Origin of the sequence: Kribbia dieselivorans NBRC 106261 (assembly GCF_001552435.1) — a bacterium.
In the GTDB taxonomy this organism is placed as follows: Bacteria; Actinomycetota; Actinomycetes; order Actinomycetales; family Dermatophilaceae; genus Kribbia; species Kribbia dieselivorans.
In genome coordinates this window covers 1-17,272 of sequence record NZ_BCRE01000065.1, presented here as the reverse complement: position 1 = coordinate 17,272, position 17,272 = coordinate 1, and the positions used below count along the sequence as shown (strand labels likewise).

At 69.0% G+C, this 17,272-nt stretch carries 17 protein-coding genes; 6 read left to right on the top strand and 11 right to left on the bottom strand.

Annotated elements, in window-relative coordinates; genetic code table 11:
• Positions 1-59: 59 nt before the first annotated feature.
• From pntB to KD1_RS06485, 3 genes are all read right to left on the bottom strand, one after another.
• Complete coding sequence (pntB, locus tag KD1_RS06495; RefSeq protein WP_068399286.1) at positions 60-1,475, bottom strand: Re/Si-specific NAD(P)(+) transhydrogenase subunit beta; 1,416 nt, start codon at positions 1,473-1,475, stop codon at positions 60-62.
• A gap of 4 nt (positions 1,476-1,479) precedes the next feature.
• Complete coding sequence (locus KD1_RS06490) at positions 1,480-3,021, bottom strand: Re/Si-specific NAD(P)(+) transhydrogenase subunit alpha (protein WP_068399283.1); 1,542 nt, start codon at positions 3,019-3,021, stop codon at positions 1,480-1,482.
• Positions 3,022-3,152: 131 nt separating this feature from the next.
• Positions 3,153-4,061, bottom strand: coding sequence for a sunset domain-containing protein (locus tag KD1_RS06485; protein ID WP_068399279.1), 909 nt, complete (start codon positions 4,059-4,061; stop codon positions 3,153-3,155).
• Between the two features lie 126 nt (positions 4,062-4,187).
• Here KD1_RS06485 and KD1_RS06480 point away from each other — a divergent pair, with 126 nt between their 5' ends.
• Genes KD1_RS06480 through KD1_RS06470 form a run of 3 tightly spaced genes read left to right on the top strand, consistent with a single transcriptional unit; the run spans position 4,188 to position 6,180 of the window.
• The gene (locus KD1_RS06480; protein WP_068399289.1) at positions 4,188-5,405 is read left to right on the top strand and encodes a pyridoxal phosphate-dependent aminotransferase; all 1,218 of its coding nucleotides are present in this window, start codon (positions 4,188-4,190) and stop codon (positions 5,403-5,405) included.
• Positions 5,402-5,827 carry a fluoride efflux transporter CrcB gene (crcB, locus tag KD1_RS06475; RefSeq protein ID WP_068399276.1) on the top strand — a complete coding sequence of 142 codons (426 nt, stop codon included), beginning with the start codon at positions 5,402-5,404 and terminating at the stop codon, positions 5,825-5,827. Before KD1_RS06480 ends, crcB begins: the two co-directional genes overlap by 4 nt.
• Entirely contained in the window at positions 5,824-6,180 is a 357-nt protein-coding gene (locus tag KD1_RS06470) for a fluoride efflux transporter FluC (protein ID WP_068399273.1), read from the top strand. The genes crcB and KD1_RS06470 overlap by 4 nt, the downstream gene beginning before the upstream one ends.
• 6 nt (positions 6,181-6,186) lie before the next feature.
• Here KD1_RS06470 and KD1_RS06465 read toward each other — a convergent pair whose 3' ends face one another.
• From KD1_RS06465 to KD1_RS06445, 5 genes are read right to left on the bottom strand one after another with little or no spacing between them, the layout of a single operon-like run.
• Positions 6,187-7,755 carry a CARDB domain-containing protein gene (locus KD1_RS06465; RefSeq protein ID WP_157073210.1) on the bottom strand — a complete coding sequence of 523 codons (1,569 nt, stop codon included), beginning with the start codon at positions 7,753-7,755 and terminating at the stop codon, positions 6,187-6,189.
• Between the two features lie 54 nt (positions 7,756-7,809).
• Positions 7,810-9,396 carry a COG1361 family protein gene (locus KD1_RS06460; RefSeq protein WP_068399266.1) on the bottom strand — a complete coding sequence of 529 codons (1,587 nt, stop codon included), beginning with the start codon at positions 9,394-9,396 and terminating at the stop codon, positions 7,810-7,812.
• Between the two features lie 57 nt (positions 9,397-9,453).
• A complete protein-coding gene (locus tag KD1_RS06455; RefSeq protein WP_068399263.1) occupies positions 9,454-9,948 on the bottom strand; it encodes an aminoacyl-tRNA deacylase in 495 nt (164 codons plus the stop codon).
• Between the two features lie 10 nt (positions 9,949-9,958).
• Positions 9,959-10,738, bottom strand: a complete 780-nt coding sequence (locus KD1_RS06450; protein ID WP_068399262.1) for an amino acid ABC transporter ATP-binding protein — start codon at positions 10,736-10,738, stop codon at positions 9,959-9,961.
• The gene (locus KD1_RS06445) at positions 10,735-12,084 is read right to left on the bottom strand and encodes a hemolysin family protein (protein ID WP_083542189.1); all 1,350 of its coding nucleotides are present in this window, start codon (positions 12,082-12,084) and stop codon (positions 10,735-10,737) included. The genes KD1_RS06450 and KD1_RS06445 overlap by 4 nt, the downstream gene beginning before the upstream one ends.
• 220 nt (positions 12,085-12,304) lie before the next feature.
• Between KD1_RS06445 and KD1_RS06440 the strand changes: the two genes are divergently transcribed.
• Entirely contained in the window at positions 12,305-13,159 is an 855-nt protein-coding gene (locus KD1_RS06440) for a protein NO VEIN domain-containing protein (RefSeq protein WP_157073209.1), read from the top strand.
• A 120-nt stretch (positions 13,160-13,279) separates the two neighbouring features.
• Here KD1_RS06440 and KD1_RS06435 read toward each other — a convergent pair whose 3' ends face one another.
• Together KD1_RS06435 and KD1_RS06430 are read right to left on the bottom strand one after the other, a co-directional pair.
• The gene (locus KD1_RS06435; RefSeq protein ID WP_068399259.1) at positions 13,280-14,275 is read right to left on the bottom strand and encodes an NAD(P)H-dependent flavin oxidoreductase; all 996 of its coding nucleotides are present in this window, start codon (positions 14,273-14,275) and stop codon (positions 13,280-13,282) included.
• Between the two features lie 110 nt (positions 14,276-14,385).
• Positions 14,386-14,931: a PadR family transcriptional regulator gene (locus KD1_RS06430; RefSeq protein ID WP_068399257.1), complete on the bottom strand. Its 546-nt coding sequence runs from the start codon at positions 14,929-14,931 to the stop codon at positions 14,386-14,388.
• Positions 14,932-15,087: 156 nt separating this feature from the next.
• Between KD1_RS06430 and KD1_RS06425 the strand changes: the two genes are divergently transcribed.
• Together KD1_RS06425 and KD1_RS06420 are read left to right on the top strand one after the other, a co-directional pair.
• The gene (locus KD1_RS06425; RefSeq protein WP_068399254.1) at positions 15,088-16,194 is read left to right on the top strand and encodes an S-(hydroxymethyl)mycothiol dehydrogenase; all 1,107 of its coding nucleotides are present in this window, start codon (positions 15,088-15,090) and stop codon (positions 16,192-16,194) included.
• Positions 16,194-16,820, top strand: coding sequence for an MBL fold metallo-hydrolase (locus KD1_RS06420; RefSeq protein WP_068399251.1), 627 nt, complete (start codon positions 16,194-16,196; stop codon positions 16,818-16,820). Before KD1_RS06425 ends, KD1_RS06420 begins: the two co-directional genes overlap by 1 nt.
• A gap of 79 nt (positions 16,821-16,899) precedes the next feature.
• Here KD1_RS06420 and KD1_RS06415 read toward each other — a convergent pair.
• A partial coding sequence (locus tag KD1_RS06415) for a dihydrofolate reductase family protein (protein ID WP_174521100.1) occupies positions 16,900-17,272 on the bottom strand: 373 nt, incomplete at its 5' end.

Genomic DNA, 17,272 nt, shown 5'->3' with positions numbered 1-17,272 from the left:
GAGGTATGACGCGGCGGGAATCCGCCGCGTCATACCTCGAACCGCGAGGGGGGGGTGCGTCAGAGGGCCTTGACGATGTCCTCGACGCGGTCCTTGGCGTCGCCGAACAGCATCTGCGTGTTCTCGTTGAAGAACAGCGGGTTCTGCACGCCGGCGTATCCCGTGGCCATCGACCGCTTGAAGACGACGACATCCTTGGCCTTCCACACCTCGAGCACCGGCATGCCCGCGATGGGGCTGCCCGGGTCCTCCGCGGCCGGATTGACCGTGTCGTTCGCGCCGATGACGAGCACGACGTCGGTCTCCGGGAAGTCGTCGTTGATCTCGTCCATCTCGAGCACGACGTCGTAGGGCACCTTCGCCTCGGCCAGCAGCACGTTCATGTGACCGGGCAGGCGACCGGCGACCGGGTGCACACCGAAGCGCACGGTCTTGCCGGCCTCACGCAGCTTGCGCGTCAGCTCGGCGACCGGGTACTGCGCCTGCGCGACGGCCATGCCGTAGCCGGGCGTGATGATGACCGAGTCGGCGTCCTTGAGCAGCTCGGCGGCGCCGTCGGCGGTGACCTCGCGGTGGTCGCCGTAGTCCTTGGCCTCACCGGTGACCTGACCGTCGGAGCCGAAGCCACCGAGGATCACGGAGATGAACGAGCGGTTCATCGCCTTGCACATGATGTAGCTCAGGTACGCACCCGAGGAGCCGACGAGCGCGCCGGTGACGATGAGCAGGTCGTTGCCGAGCATGAAGCCGGCCGCGGCCGCCGCCCAACCCGAGTAGGAGTTGAGCATGGAGACGACGACGGGCATGTCGCCACCACCGATGCTGGCCACGAGGTGCCAGCCGAGCAGCAACGAGACCACGGTCGCCACGGCCAGCATCCACAAGGCCGGAGCGGCGATGAACCAGATCGTCAGGCCGGTGATGATGAGGAGCGCGGCCAGGTTCAGCCAGTGGCGACCCGGCAGCATGAGCGGGGACGACTTCATCTTCGCCGACAGCTTCAGGTAGGCGACGATCGAGCCGGTGAAGGTCACCGCACCGATGAACACGCCGATGATGACCTCGCCACTGTGGATCCGGGTCAACGCGTCACCGAGGCCGTGGCCCGGGTGCTCGAGGTAGGAGTTCCAGCCGACGAGCACCGCGGCGAGACCGACGAACGAGTGCATCAGCGCGATGAGCTCGGGCATACCGGTCATTTCGACGCTGCGAGCGCGCCAGACACCGATGGCCGCGCCGATCGCCATGGCGACGACGAGCAGACCCAGGGCGGTCCACAGGCGGCTACCACCGCCGACGGCTCGGGCGTTCTCGACCATGAGCCCGACGGTGGCCAAGAGCGCGATCGTCATGCCGGTGATGCCGAACGCGTTGCCGCGACGGGCGGTCTCGTGCTTGCTCAGACCGGCCAGCGCGAGGATGAACAACAGGGCCGCGAGCAGGTACGCGGCGGTGACGTAGGTGGGCGTCGTCATCGGATCAGGCCTTCCGGAACATGGCGAGCATGCGGTGGGTGACCGTGAAGCCACCGAACACGTTGATGCTGGCCAGCAGGGTTGCGGCGAACGCCAGGGCAAGGACGACCGGGTCGTCGGAGGTGAGCTGCAGCATCGCTCCGACGACGATGATCCCGGAGATGGCGTTCGTCACCGACATCAGCGGGGTGTGCAGCGCGTGGTGCACATTGCCGATGACGTAGTACCCGATGACCACGGCGAGCATGAACACCGTCAGGTGCGCCAGGAACGGCGCCGGCGTGACGGAGGCGATCGCCAGGAAGATCACCGCGGCCAGCGCCATCTGCCACATCCGACGGTTCGGGTTGGCCGGCTTCTCCGGCTCAGCGGCGGCGACGGGCGCAGCCGCCACCGGCGCCGGCGCGGCCGGGGCGGCGGAGACCTTGACCGGCGGCGGGGGCCACAGCGTCTCGTTCTCGTGCGCGACGGTCATCCCGCGCACCACCTCGTCGTCGAAGTCGAGGACGAGCTGGCCGTCCTTGCCCGGCGTGACGAGCTTCATGAGGTTGACGATGTTCGTGCCGTACAGCTGGCTGGCCTGCGTGGGCAGACGGCCGGCGAGGTCGGTGTACCCGATGAGCTTGACGCCGTTGTCGGTGGTGACCACCGCGTCGGCGAGGGTGCCCTCGACGTTGCCGCCGTTGGCCGCGGCCATGTCGACGACGACCGAACCGGGCTTCATCGTGGCAACCATCTCACCGGTGATCAGGCGCGGCGCGGGCCGGCCCGGGATCAGGGCGGTGGTGATGATGATGTCGGCATCCTTGGCCTGCTCGGCGTACATCACGGCCGCGCGGCGGTTGAACTCCTCGCCCATCTCCTTGGCGTAACCGTCGGAGGAGGCCTGCTGGTCGGACATGTCGATGTGCTGGAACTCCGCCCCCATCGACTCGACCTGCTCGGCGACCTCGGGGCGCACGTCGAAGGCGTGCACGATCGCGCCGAGGCTACCGGCGGCACCGATGGCGGCCAGACCGGCCACACCCGCACCGGCGACGAACACCCGCGCCGGCGGGACCTTGCCGGCCGCGGTGACCTGCCCGGTGAACAGACCGCCGTACTCGTGCGCGGCCTCGATGACGGCGCGGTAGCCCGAGATGTTGGCCATCGACGACAGCACGTCGAGCGCCTGCGCCCGCGAGATGCGCGGCACGGCGTCCATGGCCATCGCGGTCACGCCGTGGGCGCGCAGCGACTCGACGAGTTCCGGGTTGATCGCCGGGGAGATCAGTGAGGCGAGCACAGCACCGGAGCGCATGCGAGCCACCTCGGTCTCGTCCGGGGCATTGACCTTGGCCACGATGTCACTCGACCAGACGCCGTCGGCGTCGGAGATCACCGCTCCGGCAGCCTCATAGGCCGCGTCGGAGAAGGTGGCCAGATCACCGGCACCGGACTCCACGACGACGTCGTAGCCCAGTGCCCGCAGTTTTTCGACCGTTGCGGGAGTCGCAGCCACACGGGTCTCGCCCGGCTTGCTCTCCCTGGGGACTCCCAGTCGCACTTTTTCGCTCCTACCTTGGGGGTGCGCGGCCAGTCGCCGCCGGGGGGCACACTAGCCAAGCAGGGAGCGGAGTTCCGTTGTGTGAGACGTGCATCTCACACACAGGACACAGGGTGAGACGGAGTGTCGCCTCAGGCGAAGCGGTGGAAACCCGATCGCCGGGCGGCATCCTCGTCGTAGAACCACACGTCGACGGGGGCATCGAGGTACCCGGGGTCGGTGGGCGAGACGAAGCGCATGTGCTCGATCTGCCCCTTCACGGGGTGGCCGAGCGGGTACTCGCCGGCCCCGATCGGCGCGGCCGACCCGACGCCCCACCCGCCGTCCTTGACGAGCCGGATGTCACGGTTCTCCCGCAGGCCGATCACTGGCGTGGGCGCGGTGTCCTTCGCCGGAGCGTCGTGACTCACCGCCGCCTTCTCACTCACCGGAGCGTCGTGACTCACCGGAGTCTCGTCGCCCACCGACTCGTCGATGAGGTCGGCCTGGCTGAGGAACAGGTCATCGCCACCGGTGGCCGGTTCGACCTTGATCGCCTCGGCCCAACTGCCGACGTGGGGGTCGCCGTTGAGGTCGAAGTGCAACTGGTCCTCGCGCACCTCCTCGAAGGGCACGGCGTCGCGCATCTCTTCCTCGGTGAGGTGGGCAATCGCCTCGGACTCGGCCTCCCACAGGCCCGGTCCCTCCGCCGGGGCCGACCCATCGTCGGGCGCGACCTCCGCGCCGGACCCGGCCGCACGCTCCTCCGGCACCGACCCGACCACCGGGTGCACGCGCGTCTCCTCATCGCTCGGGTCGTCGATCACCGGCACGCCCGAGCGCCGCGACCCATAACGCGCCTCCGGTTCGGTGGTCGGCGCGGCCTCGGGCGTGGGCGCCAACCACCCACCGTCGACCGGGCGCCGCCCGGCAGGCAGGGTGACCTCACCCTCGGCGCGTGAGCGTGCCGTGCCGCGCCTGATGACCACGAGCGCCCCCGCGATGATGACCACCAGAACGGCGAGCACCACTAGCAGGATGAGCAGTTCGGTCGCATTCATGCCAAACATCGCGCACTCTCAGGTCGGGGACGGGGTGGCGGTCACCCTGCAGAACCACCCTAGTGGCGGATGGCGTGTCGCTGGGGATGACTGGGGACTCCGCCTTCAGGGTGGACAATGGCGGGTATGCGTCGCATCCGTCAGAGCAAGAAGTTGCAGCACGTCCGTTATGACGTTCGTGGACCGATCCTGTCCGAGGCCCAGCGCCTCGAGGCCGAGGGGCACAAGGTCCTCAAGCTCAACATCGGCAACACCGCTCCGTTCGGTTTCGAGGCACCCGAGTCGATGGTGGCCAGCATGGTGGCGCATCTCAAGGACTCCCAGGGCTACAGCGACTCCAAGGGCATCTACCCCGCCCGCACCGCCGTCGCGCAGTTCTACCAGTCCCGCGGGCTCAAGGACACCACGGTCGACGACGTGTTCATCGGCAACGGGGTCTCCGAACTCATCACCATGACCCTGCAGGCGTTCGTCGACGACGGCAACGAGATCCTCGTGCCGGCGCCGGACTACCCACTGTGGACCGGCGCGGTCTCCCTGTCCGGCGGCACCCCGGTGCATTACCGCTGCGACGAGGAGAACGGCTGGAACCCGGACCTGGCCGACATCGAATCGAAGATCACCGAGAATACGCACGCCCTGGTCGTCATCAACCCGAACAACCCCACCGGAGCGGTGTACAGCGAGGCCGTCGTCAAGGGCCTGGTCGACATCGCCCGGCGTCATGACCTGGTGATCTTCGCCGACGAGATCTACGAGAAGATCCTCTACGACGGCGCGGTGCACCACCACATGGCGACGTTCGCCGCCGACGACGTGCTGTGTCTGACGTTCTCGGGCCTGTCGAAGGCCTATCGCGCCTGCGGTTACCGCGCCGGGTGGGTGATGATCTCCGGGCCGAAGGAACTCGCCGCGGACTACCTCGAGGGGCTGACGCTCCTGTCGAACATGCGCATGTGTGCGAACGTGCCGGCGCAGCACGCGATCCAGACGGCGCTGGGTGGGTACCAGTCGATCGAGGAACTCATCGTCCCCGGCGGGCGCTACTACGACCAGGTCAAGCTCGCCTCGAAGCTCCTCAACGACATCCCTGGCGTGAGCTGTGTCGAGCCGCAGGGCGCGCTGTACTGCTTCCCCCGCCTCGACCCCGAGGTGTACCCGATCGAGGACGACGAGGCGTTCGTCATCGAGATGCTGCGGGCCAAGCGGATCCTCGTCACGCACGGCACCGGGTTCAACTGGTTCGAGCCGGACCACTTCCGCGTCGTGGCGCTACCGGACGAGGAGATCCTCACCGAGGCCATCGAACGCATCGCGGACTTCCTCGAGACCTACCGGTCGTGACGGCCCGCCCCCACGACCCGCGGCTGCTGGCCGGGATCGCCGCGGGCGGGGTGGTCGGGGCGCTCGGGCGATGGGGTGTGTCGGCGTGGCTGCCGAATGCCCATGACGGAGCGCCGTGGGGCACGTTCGCGGTCAACGTCACCGGCGCGTTCGCGATGGGTCTGCTTGTCGCCTGGCTGGCCGTGCGCCCGGGAGCGCACCCGTTCGTGCGGCCGGTGCTCGCCACCGGGGTGCTCGGCGGCTGGACGACGTTCTCGGCCCTCGCCCTCGACGTGCACACGTTGACCCGGGCGAGCGACGCTCCGGTCGCGATCGCGTATGTGGTCGTGACGTTCGTGCTCGGCGTCGCCGCGTGTGGTCTCGGCGAAGCCGCCGGCACCCGATGGTGGCCGGACGCGCCGGACGATGAGGTCGTCACGTGACTGGGGTTTTGGCGGTGTGTGTCGCGGCCGGAGCGGCGATCGGGGCCCCCGCGCGCTACCTCACCGTGCATCTGGTGACGGGCTGGGGCGGGCGGCCCTCCGCGGGGACCCTCGTCGTCAACGTCGTCGGCGCGTTCGTGCTCGGGCTCGTCGCCGGGGCGCGGCCGTCGCCGTGGCTGGTCGCGCTCGTCGGCGTCGGGTTCTGCGGGGCGTTCACGACGTTCTCGACCCTCGCGCTCGAACTGTGGCAGGACCTGCGGGAGCGTCGTTGGGCGGCCGTCGCGGCCAATCTCGCGGCGACGCTGGGGCTCGGGTTGGGCGCGGTCAGCCTCGGGTGGGCGTTGACCGCGTAGCCGAGGTCAGTTCCACTCCCGGTAGTAGTTCGTGTTGCCGAGCATGATGCCGTCGTTCTTGGGTGAGGAGCGCCCGAGGAGATCGAGCATGTACCCGATCGTCCGGCGTTGTTTTGTGCCAGTGGCGTACTTCAGCTCGATGCGACCGGTGCTGATGATCCGGTAGGTACCGCGCTTGTCCGGCGGGATGGACCCCCAGCTGCCACCGATGCCCGGCCAACTGCCCAGGGCCACGCTCGACTTGACGAAGCGGCCGTTCGTGCCGAGCTCGATGCGGTCGGTGAAGGCCGTGCAACTGAGGATGCAGTTGCCGTGGTACGTCTTGTGGGTCAGGTACGTCGCAACACGCGCGCCCTTCTTCGGCAGGTACAGCGGGTCGAAGTACGAGGACGTCGGGTCGCCGGGGACCTTGTATGTGAAGCCCTCGGTGTTGATCGTCACCCGCTGCCCGGCGATGGTCGCGACGCCGGTGCGGGCGTTGTAGGTGTATCGCTTGCACTTTGTCGTGGTGCGCGTGCACGTGGGCTTGACGCCGTTCTTGGCGAAGTCGACGTAGGCGTATGTGGAGTTGACGAACCACACCGCGCGGGTCATCCAGCCGACGTTGTAGAGGGCCGAGTCGGGCCGGAATCCCCAGAAGTAGCGCCCCGTCAGCGAGGCGTACTTCTTCGGCCGGGGCTTGATGACCATCGTGGTTGTGGCGGAGTGGGCGTATCCCCCGGTCGCGGTGGCCTTCGCCGTGAGCGTGCGCTTCGATCCCGAGGCGACGCGGACCTTGAAGACGTGGCTGGCGCTGCGGTTCGGTTCGATCGTGCCGAGGGACTTCGACGTCGACAGCATCTTCAGGCCGCTACCGGACAGTCGCACGCGCACGTTGGTCGCGTCGCCCTTGCCACGGTTGCGCACGGTGACCCGGACCTTGCTGTACGTGCCCTTGTAGTCACCCTGCAGCGGCGCGCCGAGCGAGGTGGCCAGCTTCGGCACCTTCGGCACGGCGAGGTCCTCGGCGTAGAAACCGGTGTAGGTCGAGTTGATGTCGGTGGGAGCGGTGTTGTAGGCGTAGGCGCAATTCCACGCCTCGGTGCCGATGCGGGTGTGCGCGGCGGAGGTCAGCGTGACCGTGGCGCCGCTGCGGGTGCGGGCGACGGCCAGGTCGAGGTCGGGGTCGATCAACGAGCCGGCGGCGTCGGCCGTCGCCGCCGCACCGATCATCAGCGCCCTCGTCTCGCACGTGTTGCCGTTCCACGCGCCGGCGGCCACGACGACGAGGGAGTTCGCGCTCGTCGTGGGCGAGGCCGCGAACGTTGCCTGGGCTGTGAGGGTGCGCTTGGCCCGGTCGCGCGTGACCACGACCTTGGTGAGTCGCTGCTGCGCGCTCGGAGCGTTGTTCGTGGTCCGGTCGGCGATCGTCGCCTGCTGGATGTCGGTGGCCGCGGCGGCCGAGGCCGGAGCGTCGACCGCGCTGCGCTCGACGCTCCGGCCCTGACTGCCCGGTTGGAGCTGGCCCGGCTCGAGCGAAGCAGCGACCTGCTCGAACTGCGAGTCGGAGGCCGATGCGGTGGCGGGCGCAGCCACCAGCGTTGAGGCGAGAATCAGGGCGGCAATGCGGGAGTAAACCATAACGACCTCTCAGTCCCAGTCGGTGTAGAAGTTCGTCTTGCCAAGCATGATGCCGTCGTTTGTCGGCGAGGACCGACCCAGCAGGTCGAGCATGTACCCGATGGTCATGCGCTTGACCGTGCCGTTGGCGTACTTCAACTCGATCCGGCCCGTGCTGATGACGCGATAGGTGCCGCGCTGGTCCGGTGGGACGGTCGTCCAGTTGGTGTCGACGCCGGGCCAACTGCCGAGGGCCACCCGCGAGTAGACGAAGCGACCGTTGCGGCCGAACTGCACCCGGTCGATGGACGACGAGCACATGATCAGGCAGTTGCCGTACGACGTGCGGTGCAACAGGAAGGTCGACAGGAGGGCGCCCTTCTTCGGCAGGTACGTGGGGTCGAAGTACGAGGCGGCCGGGTCGCCGGGGACCTTGTACGTGAACCCCTCGGTGTTGATCGTGACCTTCTGCCCCGCGATCGTCGCGACGCCGGTCCGAGCGTTGTACGTGTAGCGCTTGCACTTCGCCGTCGTGCGGGTGCAGCTCGGCTTGACGCCGTTCTTCGCGAAGTCGACGTAGGCGTACCTGGAGTTGACGAACCACACCGCCCGCGTCATCCACCCGACGTTGTACTTCTGCGCGTCGGGCCGGAAGCCCCAGAAGTACCGCCCCGTGAGCGAGGTGTACTTCGTCGGCCGCGGCTTGACGACCATGGCCGTCGTGCCGGAGGCGGAGTGGCCGCCGCTCGCGGTCGCCGTCGCCTTGAGCGTGCGCTTCGTGCCGGAGGAGACCCGGACCTTGAAGGTGTGGGATGTGCCGTAGCCGGGCCGGATCGTGCCCAGGGTTGTCGACGTCGACAGCATCTTCAGCCCGGTGCCGGAGAGTCGCACGCGGACGTTGGTGGCCTCGCCCTTGCCGGTGTTGCGCACGACGACCTTGACCTTGGTGTACGTGCCCTTGTAGTCACCCTGCAGCGGAGCGCCGAGCGACACGCTCAGTTTCGGGGCCACCGGGACGGCGAGGTCCTGGCCGTAGAACTCCGTGTACGGGTTCGCGTAGTTCCCCGGCTCGGCGTTGAAGGCATAGGCGCAGTTCCACGGCTCCGTGCCGATGCGACTGTGCGCCGCGGACGTCAGCGTGATCGACGCGCCACTGCGGCTGCGGGTGACGGCCAGGTCGGCGTCGGGGTTGGTCAGGCCACCCGCGGCCTCATTGGTGGCGGCCGCGCCCAGCAGGTGCGCGCCCATCTCGCAGGTGTCACCGTTCCACCTGCCGACGACGACGGCGACGTAGGAGTTGGTGCTTGCCGTCGGGGACGCCGCGAACGTCGCGGTGGCCTTGAGTTTGCGGGCACTCCGGTCGCGGGTGAGCACGACCTTGGTCAGTCGCTGCTGCGCGCTCGGAGCGTTGTTCGACGACACCGCGGTCATCGTGGCGCGTTGGATCTCGGTGTCCGCGGCCCGAGCGCTGGCGGGCTCGGCGCCGGCGGGCACAGCCGCCAGGCTCGAGGTGAGGATCAGGGCGACGATCGCGGCGATGGCCGACCACAGGGTCGTGCGCTGGCGGTGGCGAACGGACGCAGACGACGATGAATGTGGCCGGGCGTGGGCGCGCATGCGGCCGAACGTAGCAGCGCTCGGGCGACTTCGCATGGGCACAGCGGCCCACTGTGCTCAGCCCGGGGTGGCTTCGCCGTCCATGAGGTCGGTGACATCGGCGACCTGGGCGCCCAAGTAGGCGATCGCCGCTTCGGCCTGGACCGTCACCGCGACCCCGTGCGCGCCCGCGCCCAGTGAGATACGACGCTCCGGATCGCCGTGCAGGGAGGCGTCGGCGAGGACCGGCCAGGCCGTCGTCGACCCGAACGGGGTGATGGTGCCGCGCTCGTAACCGGTGGCGTCCTTGGCGACGGCGGCGTCGGGCATCGACAGGCGGCTCACGCCGAGCAGGGAGCGCAGTTTGGGCCAGGAGATCTGGCGGTCGCCGGGCACGAGGACGAAGAGGTAGTCGTCGTCGCTGCGGCGTACGACGAGGGTCTTGACGATGTCGCGCGGCTCAACCCCACGGCGCTCCGCCGCTTCGGCCAGGCTCGCCACCCGCCCGTGGCGCGTGATCGTGTAGTCCAACCCGCTCGTGGCCAACGCCGCGGTCGCCCGTTCCTCGCTCACGCGCGCCAGCCTACGCGTGCTCGCCGAGGACCCGGCTGAGGAAGGTCCGCGCCCGGTCGGTGCGGGGGTGGGTGAAGAACTCCTCGGGCGTGGTGTCCTCGAGCACGACGCCATCGTCGAGGAAGATCACCCGGTGGGCGACCTCGCGCGCGAAGCCCATCTCGTGGGTGACGACGACCATGGTCATGCCCTCGCGCGCCAGGTCGCGCATCACCTCGAGCACCTCGCCGACCATCTCGGGGTCCAGTGCCGAGGTGGGCTCGTCGAAGAGGATCGCCTTGGGTTCCATCGCGAGCGCACGCGCAATCGCCACGCGTTGCTGCTGCCCGCCGGAGAGCTGATCGGTCGCCTTGTCCGCGTGATCAGCCAACCCGACCCGGTCGAGCAGGGCCCGCGCACGGGACTCCGCCTCGGCCGCCGGCAGGCCCAACACCTTCATCGGCGCGAGCGTGATGTTCTCGAGCACCGTGTACTGCGGGAAGAGGTTGAACTGCTGGAAGACCATGCCGACCAGGCGGCGCAGCGTCGACAGGCCATGGGTGTCGGTCGGCTGGGGTTGTCCCGCGATCGTGAGCGTGCCGCCATCCGGGGCGACGAGGCGGTTGATCGTGCGGATCAGCGTCGACTTGCCAGATCCCGACGACCCGAGCACTGCGACGACCTCACCGCGGTGGATGGTCAGGTCGATGCCCTTGAGCACGGGCACCTTGCCGAACGACTTCGTCACGCCCTGGAGGCGGATCACCTCGGCGCCGACGGGCGGGTCGACGAGGCTGATGTCGGTGCTCATGAGGTCTCCGGAGTCTCGTGGGGCGGGGTGTCGTTGGAGTTGTGGTCGTCATCGGTGACATCGGTCGCGGGTTCGCGCTCGCGGACGGCAACGCGGGCCACCCGGCGACCGTCCATCTCGAAGACGCGCAGGTCGAATCGGCCGACCGGCAGGGTGTCACCGACCTTCGGGACCCGACCCAACGTGGCCATGAACCAGCCGCCAAGGGTGTCGTAGTCGCCTTCGGGCAGGTCGAGCCCGGGCACCTGTTCGGGCACCTCATCGGTGTTGAGCAGCCCGTCGAGTTCGATGACGCCCGGCGGCAGATCGGCCGGTGCGTGGACCTCGTCGTACTCGTCGTGGATCTCGCCGACGAACTCCTCGATGATGTCCTCGAGCGAGACGATGCCGGCCGTGCCGCCGTACTCGTCGACGACGAGCGCCAGGTGCGCGCCAGCCTTGCGCATGCGGGTCATCGCCGAGAGCACCTTGACCGAGGCGGGAAACACCGGCATCTCGCGCGCCAGGTCACCGACCAAGGTGGGCTGACCGACGAGATCCGGGTCGAAGAGGTCACGCACGTGGACGAAGCCGAGGATGTCGTCGATGGACTCGCCGGTGACCGGGTAGCGGGAGAAATGCCCGTCCTTGACCTCCTGCACGGCCTCGGCGACGGTCATCGACTGCGGCAGGCTGGCGATCTCGGTGCGCGGCAGCATGACTTCGTCGACCGCGCGTTCGCCGACGTCGAGGACCTCGGTGACAATGCCGCGCTCCTCGGTGGTCAGGCCCTCGTGTTGCGAGAGCAGGAGGCGCAGTTCTTCTTCGGAGATCTCCTCGCGGCTGGTCTGCGGGTCGCCGCCGAGGATCCGGACGACGATGTTCGTCGAGGCCGACAGCAGCCAGATCACCGGTTTGAGCAGCGAGGCCAGGCGATCGAGCGGCACGGCGACGAGCATGGCCAACGCCTCGGAGCGCTGCAGGGCCAGGCGCTTGGGGACGAGTTCGCCGAGCACCAGGGAGAGGTAGGAGATGACGAGCGTGATGGTGATGAACGCGACCGTGTAGGCCGTGCCCGACGAAAGCCCCCAGCTCTCGAGCATCGGAGTGAGCGCAGGGGTGATCGTCGCGGCGCCGTAGGAGGCGGAGAAGAACCCGGCCAGCGTGACGCCCACCTGGACCGCGGAGAGGAAGCGGTTGGAGTCCCGGGCGAGGCGCGCGACGACGGAGCCTCGTCCGCCGCGTCTGTCGAGATCGGCCAGCTGGGATTCGCGCAACGAGACCAGCGCCATCTCGCTGGCGGCGAAGACGCCGCCAATGAGGATGAACAGCAGGATCAGGAACACGTTCAGCACGACATCGGACATGGTGGTGTCAACCTACCGTCTGCACCTCAGGTCGGCCGGGCCGGACGGCGCTCCGCCCCTTCGCTGACTGGTCAAACCTTGCGACGTAACCGGACGTTACGTCGCAAAATGTGACCACTCACCGAGGGGACAACCGTGGCGGGACAACTCGGCGTTAGCCCACAGGCTTTGTCCCCTCGGCGGGGGTGGGGGCGGGGTGGGGTCGGTAGCCTGGCCACACGTGAAGGAGGACCGTGTGGCTGAGCCGTGGAGCGTGCGCGAGGTCGATCGGGTGGTCGACGCCTACTTCGCCATGCTCGGCCTCGAACTGGCGCACGAGGACTACTCCAAGACGGAGTTTCGTCGCGGCCTGACCACGGACGTCCACCGCTCCGACGGGTCGTTGGAGTTCAAGTTCCAGAACGTGTCGGCGGTGCTCGACGAGCTGGGCGCCTTCTGGATCCCCGGGTACAAGCCGCGCCGCAACGTTCAGCAGTTGCTGCGTGAGCGCGTCACGCAGCGCTACGAGAACGACGCCGACCTGCGCCAGGACATGTTGCGGGCCGCCGAGGCTCCCGTGGCCGTCGACTTCCACCGCCCGTTGGACGCGATCGCGGTGACCCCTGTCGTGGAGCCCCCGATGCGCAGCCGCCGCCGGGTGGGGCGACATGTCGATTTCGCCGCCCGTGAGGCAGCGAACCGGTCGCTCGGGCTGGCCGGCGAGCTGGCCATCGTCGACTTCGAGCGGCGGGCGCTGGCTGCCGCGGGGCGGGCTGACCTGGCCGAAGCGGTGCGGCACGTCTCGGTGGTCGACGGGGACGGGCTCGGTTACGACGTGCTGTCGTTCGACGCGACGACCGAGGCGGAGCGCTACATCGAGGTCAAGACGACCCGGTTCGCCAAGGAGCTGCCGTTCCACGTCTCGCGCAACGAGGTGGAGTTCTCCCAGGAGGCCGGGGACGCGTACTCCCTGGCGCGGGTGTACCAGTTCGGGTCGACGACGCGGGGCCGCCCGTCGGGGCAGTTCCGGTTGACCGGGGCGCTGAGCGACACGCTGTGGCTCGAGGCGCAGGACTACCTCGCCGGCCCCGCCTGACCCGGCCCCACCGCGCTCCGCCCATCGGTCGACCCCGCACGCCGAGTGGTCAAAGGTTGCGACATAACGCGCGCTTACGTCGCAAGGATTGACCACTCGGCGTGGTGGGGCGGGGTGGGGTCAGCCGCGCAGGGGGCGGAGCTCCGTGCCGTCGAAGATCGGCGTCGACGTCAGCGCCGCCTCGTACTCGTGGCGCAGCTGCGCCACGAGGTCGGCCACGGACTGCCGCTTCGTCAGCGTCGCCAGGCCCTGACCGGCGCCCCAGATGTCCTTCCACGCCTTCGACTTCTGGTTGCCGCCGGAGCCGAAGTTCATCGCCGACGGGTCGGACTCGGGGAGGTTGTCCGGGTCCATGCCGGCCGCCACGATGCTCCCGCGCAGGTAGTTGCCGTGCACGCCGGTGAAGAGGTTGCTGTAGACGATGTCCTGCGACGTGGAGTCGACGATCATCTGCTTGTAGTCGTCGGGGGTGTTGGCCTCGTGCACCGAGAGGAACGCCGATCCGACGTAGGCGAGGTCGGCGCCGGCGACCTGCGCGGCGAGGATCGATGCTCCGTGCCCGAGCGAGCCGGACAGCAGCAACGGCCCGTCGAACCACTGACGGATCTCACGCAGCAGCGCGAAGGGCGACGTCGTGCCGGCGTGACCACCAGCGCCCGAGGCCACGGCGATCAGACCGTCGGCACCCTTGTCGATCGCCTTGTGCGCGAACTCGTTGTTGATGATGTCGTGCAGCACGATGCCGCCGTAGGAGTGGATCGCCTCGTAGACGTCCTCACGGGCACCGAGCGAGGTGATGACGATCGGCACCTGGTGGTCGACGCAGGCCTGTACGTCGTGGTCGAGCCGGTCGTTGGAGCGGTGCACGATCTGGTTGACGGCGAACGGCGCGGCCGGGCGGTCGGGGTTGGCTGCGGTGTGGTCGGCGAGCTCCTGCTGGATGCGCGTGAGCCACTCGTCGAGAAGGTCGGCCGGGCGGGCATTCAGGGCCGGGAACGACCCGATGACGCCGGCCTTGCACTGCTCGATGACGAGCTCGGGGCCGGAGGCGATGAACATGGGCGAGGCCACCACCGGGATGGACATCGGGCGGCGGAGGATCTCGGGGAGCGCCATGGGGGTACCTGTTCGTGAGGAGTGGCAGGGTGTTTATGCAACAAGTTGCAGAATAGGAGCGCGGTGGCCTGGGCGCAACATCCGAGCTGGGTCAATCGGTGCGAGCCGCGTCACTCGGACTCCCCCAGCGTGGCCAGGGTCTGCCGGCACCATTCGATGCGCGAGCGCTCCGCCTCGATGCCGGAGCGGAGAATGGACCGCTGGATCGTCGCGGCCATGCTCAGCTCGCCGCCGGAGAAGTCACGCGCCTCGATGGCGAGGTAGGCCGCCAGTCGCTCCTCGTGCACCTTCACCTGCCGGCGCAGCGTGGCGACCGCCATGTCCGGAGCGTCGAGGGCGGCCGCGGCGCGCAACCGCACCAGGTCGGCGTCGCGCGCGGCCACCACCCCGTCACCGCCCTCGGCCGCCCACCCCGCCAGCGCGGCCAGGCCAGCGTCGGTGATCGTGAAGGAGCGCGGTTGCCCCCGCTTGACGGGCCCGTCGAGGACCGTGGCCTCGGCCAGCCCGTCGACCGAGAGCCGATCCAGTTCGCGGTAGATCTGCTGGTGTGAGGCGGTCCAGAAGTACCCGATCGACTTGTCGAACCGGCGCGCGAGCTCGATCCCCGTCGACTCCCGTTCGGCCAGGGCGGTCAGGATCGCGAATCTCAGGGACATGGCACCCGATCGTAGGCCGCCCGTCGAGTGATGGTTACGGGCCGCTTCGGCGCGCCTGAGGCGGCCCGAATCCATCACTCGACGGGTGGCTAGGCTCAACGACACTCGGACTCCGGTCTCCCCGGCCGGACCCGCACGACGACGAGGAGAGCGCACATGCACGAGGTCAAGGCCGTCGTGGCCACCGCGAAGAACGCACCCGTGAGTTTGGAGACGATCCTGGTGCCCGACCCCGGCCCGGGCGAGGCCCTGGTCAAGGTGCAGGCCTGCGGGGTGTGCCACACCGACGTGCACTACCGCGAGGGCGGCATCAACGACGAGTTCCCGTTCCTGCTCGGGCACGAGGCTTCCGGCATCGTCGAGGCCGTCGGCGAGGGCGTCACCACGGTCGCGCCGGGTGACTTCGTCGTGCTCAACTGGCGCGCGGTGTGCGGCGACTGCCGCGCATGTGACCGCGGCGAGCCGCAGTACTGCTTCAACACCGCGAACGCGACCCAGAAGATGACCCTCGCGGACGGGACTCCGCTCACCCCGGCGCTGGGCATCGGCGCGTTCGCCGAGAAGACGCTCGTGGCCGCGACCCAGTGCACCAAGGTCGACCCGTCCGCGCGCCCGGCCGCGGTGGGCCTGCTCGGGTGCGGCGTCATGGCCGGCATCGGTGCCGCAATCAACACCGGCGGAGTCTCGCGCGGTGACGTTGTCGCGGTCATCGGCTGCGGTGGGGTGGGGGTGGCCGCCATCACCGGCGCCGCCCTGGCCGGAGCGGGCACGATCATCGCCGTCGACGTCGACGAGAAGAAGTTCGACGCCGCGCTCCGACTTGGCGCAACCCACACCGTCAACTCGCGTGACACCGACCCCGTGGAGGCCATCAAGGCCATCGCGTCGGCCGCGGCCGGACACCGCGGCGCCGAGGGTGCCGACGTCGTCATCGACGCGGTCGGCCGACCGGAGACGTGGAAGCAGGCCTTCTACGCGCGCGACCTGGCCGGCACGGTCGTGCTCGTCGGGGTGCCGACGCCGGAGATGACGATTCCGGAGATCCCGCTGGGCGACGTGTTCGGCCGCGGTGGGGCGCTGAAGTCGTCCTGGTACGGCGACTGCCTGCCCAACCGTGACTTCCCCATGCTCGTCGACCTGTACCGCCAGGGCCGTCTCGACCTCGACGCGTTCGTCACCGAGGAGATCGGCCTGGGCGACGTCGAGGCCGCGTTCGAGCGGATGCACTCCGGAGACGTGCTGCGTTCGGTGGTCGTGTTCTGATGGCCGCGCGCATCGACCACGCGGTCGTCGCGGGCACGTTCAGCCTCGACGGGCAGACCTTCGACGTCGACAACAACGTCTGGGTCATCGGCGACGACCAGGAGGTCATCGTCATCGACGCTCCGCATGATGCCGACGCGATCCTGGCACTGGTCGGCGAGCGCCGGGTGACCGCGATCGTGTGCACGCACGCGCACGACGATCACGTGCGCGTCGCGCCGGAGCTGCGTGAACGCACCGGAGCGCCGATCCTCCTGCACCCGGACGACGCTCCATTGTGGAAGCTCACCCACGGCGACGAGGTGCGGTGGGACGACGACCTGGCCGATGGGCAGGAAATGCAGATCGCGGGGGCCACCGTGCGGGTCATCCACACGCCGGGTCACGCGCCCGGAGCGGTGTGCCTGTATGTGCCCGCGCTGGGTGCCCTGTTCTCCGGCGACACGCTGTTCAACGGTGGGCCCGGTGCGACGGGGCGCAGCTTCAGCGATCGGCCGACGATCGAGAAGTCCATTCGTGAGGCACTGTTCGCGTTACCCGACGACACCGTGGTGCACACCGGCCACGGGGATGACACGACGATCGGGCGCGAGCGCGCGGCGGCGGAGTCGGGCGCCTGGGCGTAACCGCGTTCGGCACGCCCAGATCCCGTCGTGACACATCGGTTGCCCTGGCCACCGATGTGTCACGACGGGACGGCCTGTCTCACGAGGTGAGTTTGCGCGTGAAGGTGAGGTGCGTGACTCCGCTCGGTGAGGCCACCGACTCGATGTCGTAGCGCTCGTCAAGCCCCTCGAGCCCCGCCCACAGCGACACGCCGCGGCCCAGCAAGATCGGCACCTGCACGATGTGCATGAAATCCACCAGGTCCGCGGCGAGGAACTCACGCACCATGCTCGGGCCACCGCCGATCCGCACGTCCAGCCCGTCGGCTGCGACCCGCGCGATCTCCAGCGCCTCGGCCGGAGCAGCGTCGATGAAGTGGAACGTCGTGCCTCCCTCCATCTCGATCGACGACCGCAAATGGTGGGTCAGCACGAACGTCGGCGTGTGGAACGGCGGGGTCGGGCCCCACCAC

Bases quoted from the DNA above. Each gene is read 5' to 3' on its own strand.
- pntB (WP_068399286.1), bottom strand. From the start codon at position 1,475: ATGACGACGCCCACCTACGTCACCGCCGCGTACCTGCTCGCGGCCCTG.
- KD1_RS06420 (WP_068399251.1), top strand. From the start codon at position 16,194: ATGGCCGCGCGCATCGACCACGCGGTCGTCGCGGGCACGTTCAGCCTC.
- KD1_RS06445 (WP_083542189.1), bottom strand. From the start codon at position 12,084: ATGTCCGATGTCGTGCTGAACGTGTTCCTGATCCTGCTGTTCATCCTC.
- KD1_RS06430 (WP_068399257.1), bottom strand. From the start codon at position 14,931: ATGTCCCTGAGATTCGCGATCCTGACCGCCCTGGCCGAACGGGAGTCG.
- KD1_RS06480 (WP_068399289.1), top strand. From the start codon at position 4,188: ATGCGTCGCATCCGTCAGAGCAAGAAGTTGCAGCACGTCCGTTATGAC.
- KD1_RS06460 (WP_068399266.1), bottom strand. From the start codon at position 9,396: ATGCGCGCCCACGCCCGGCCACATTCATCGTCGTCTGCGTCCGTTCGC.
- KD1_RS06435 (WP_068399259.1), bottom strand. From the start codon at position 14,275: ATGGCGCTCCCCGAGATCCTCCGCCGCCCGATGTCCATCCCGGTGGTG.
- KD1_RS06485 (WP_068399279.1), bottom strand. From the start codon at position 4,061: ATGAATGCGACCGAACTGCTCATCCTGCTAGTGGTGCTCGCCGTTCTG.
- KD1_RS06450 (WP_068399262.1), bottom strand. From the start codon at position 10,738: ATGAGCACCGACATCAGCCTCGTCGACCCGCCCGTCGGCGCCGAGGTG.
- KD1_RS06425 (WP_068399254.1), top strand. From the start codon at position 15,088: ATGCACGAGGTCAAGGCCGTCGTGGCCACCGCGAAGAACGCACCCGTG.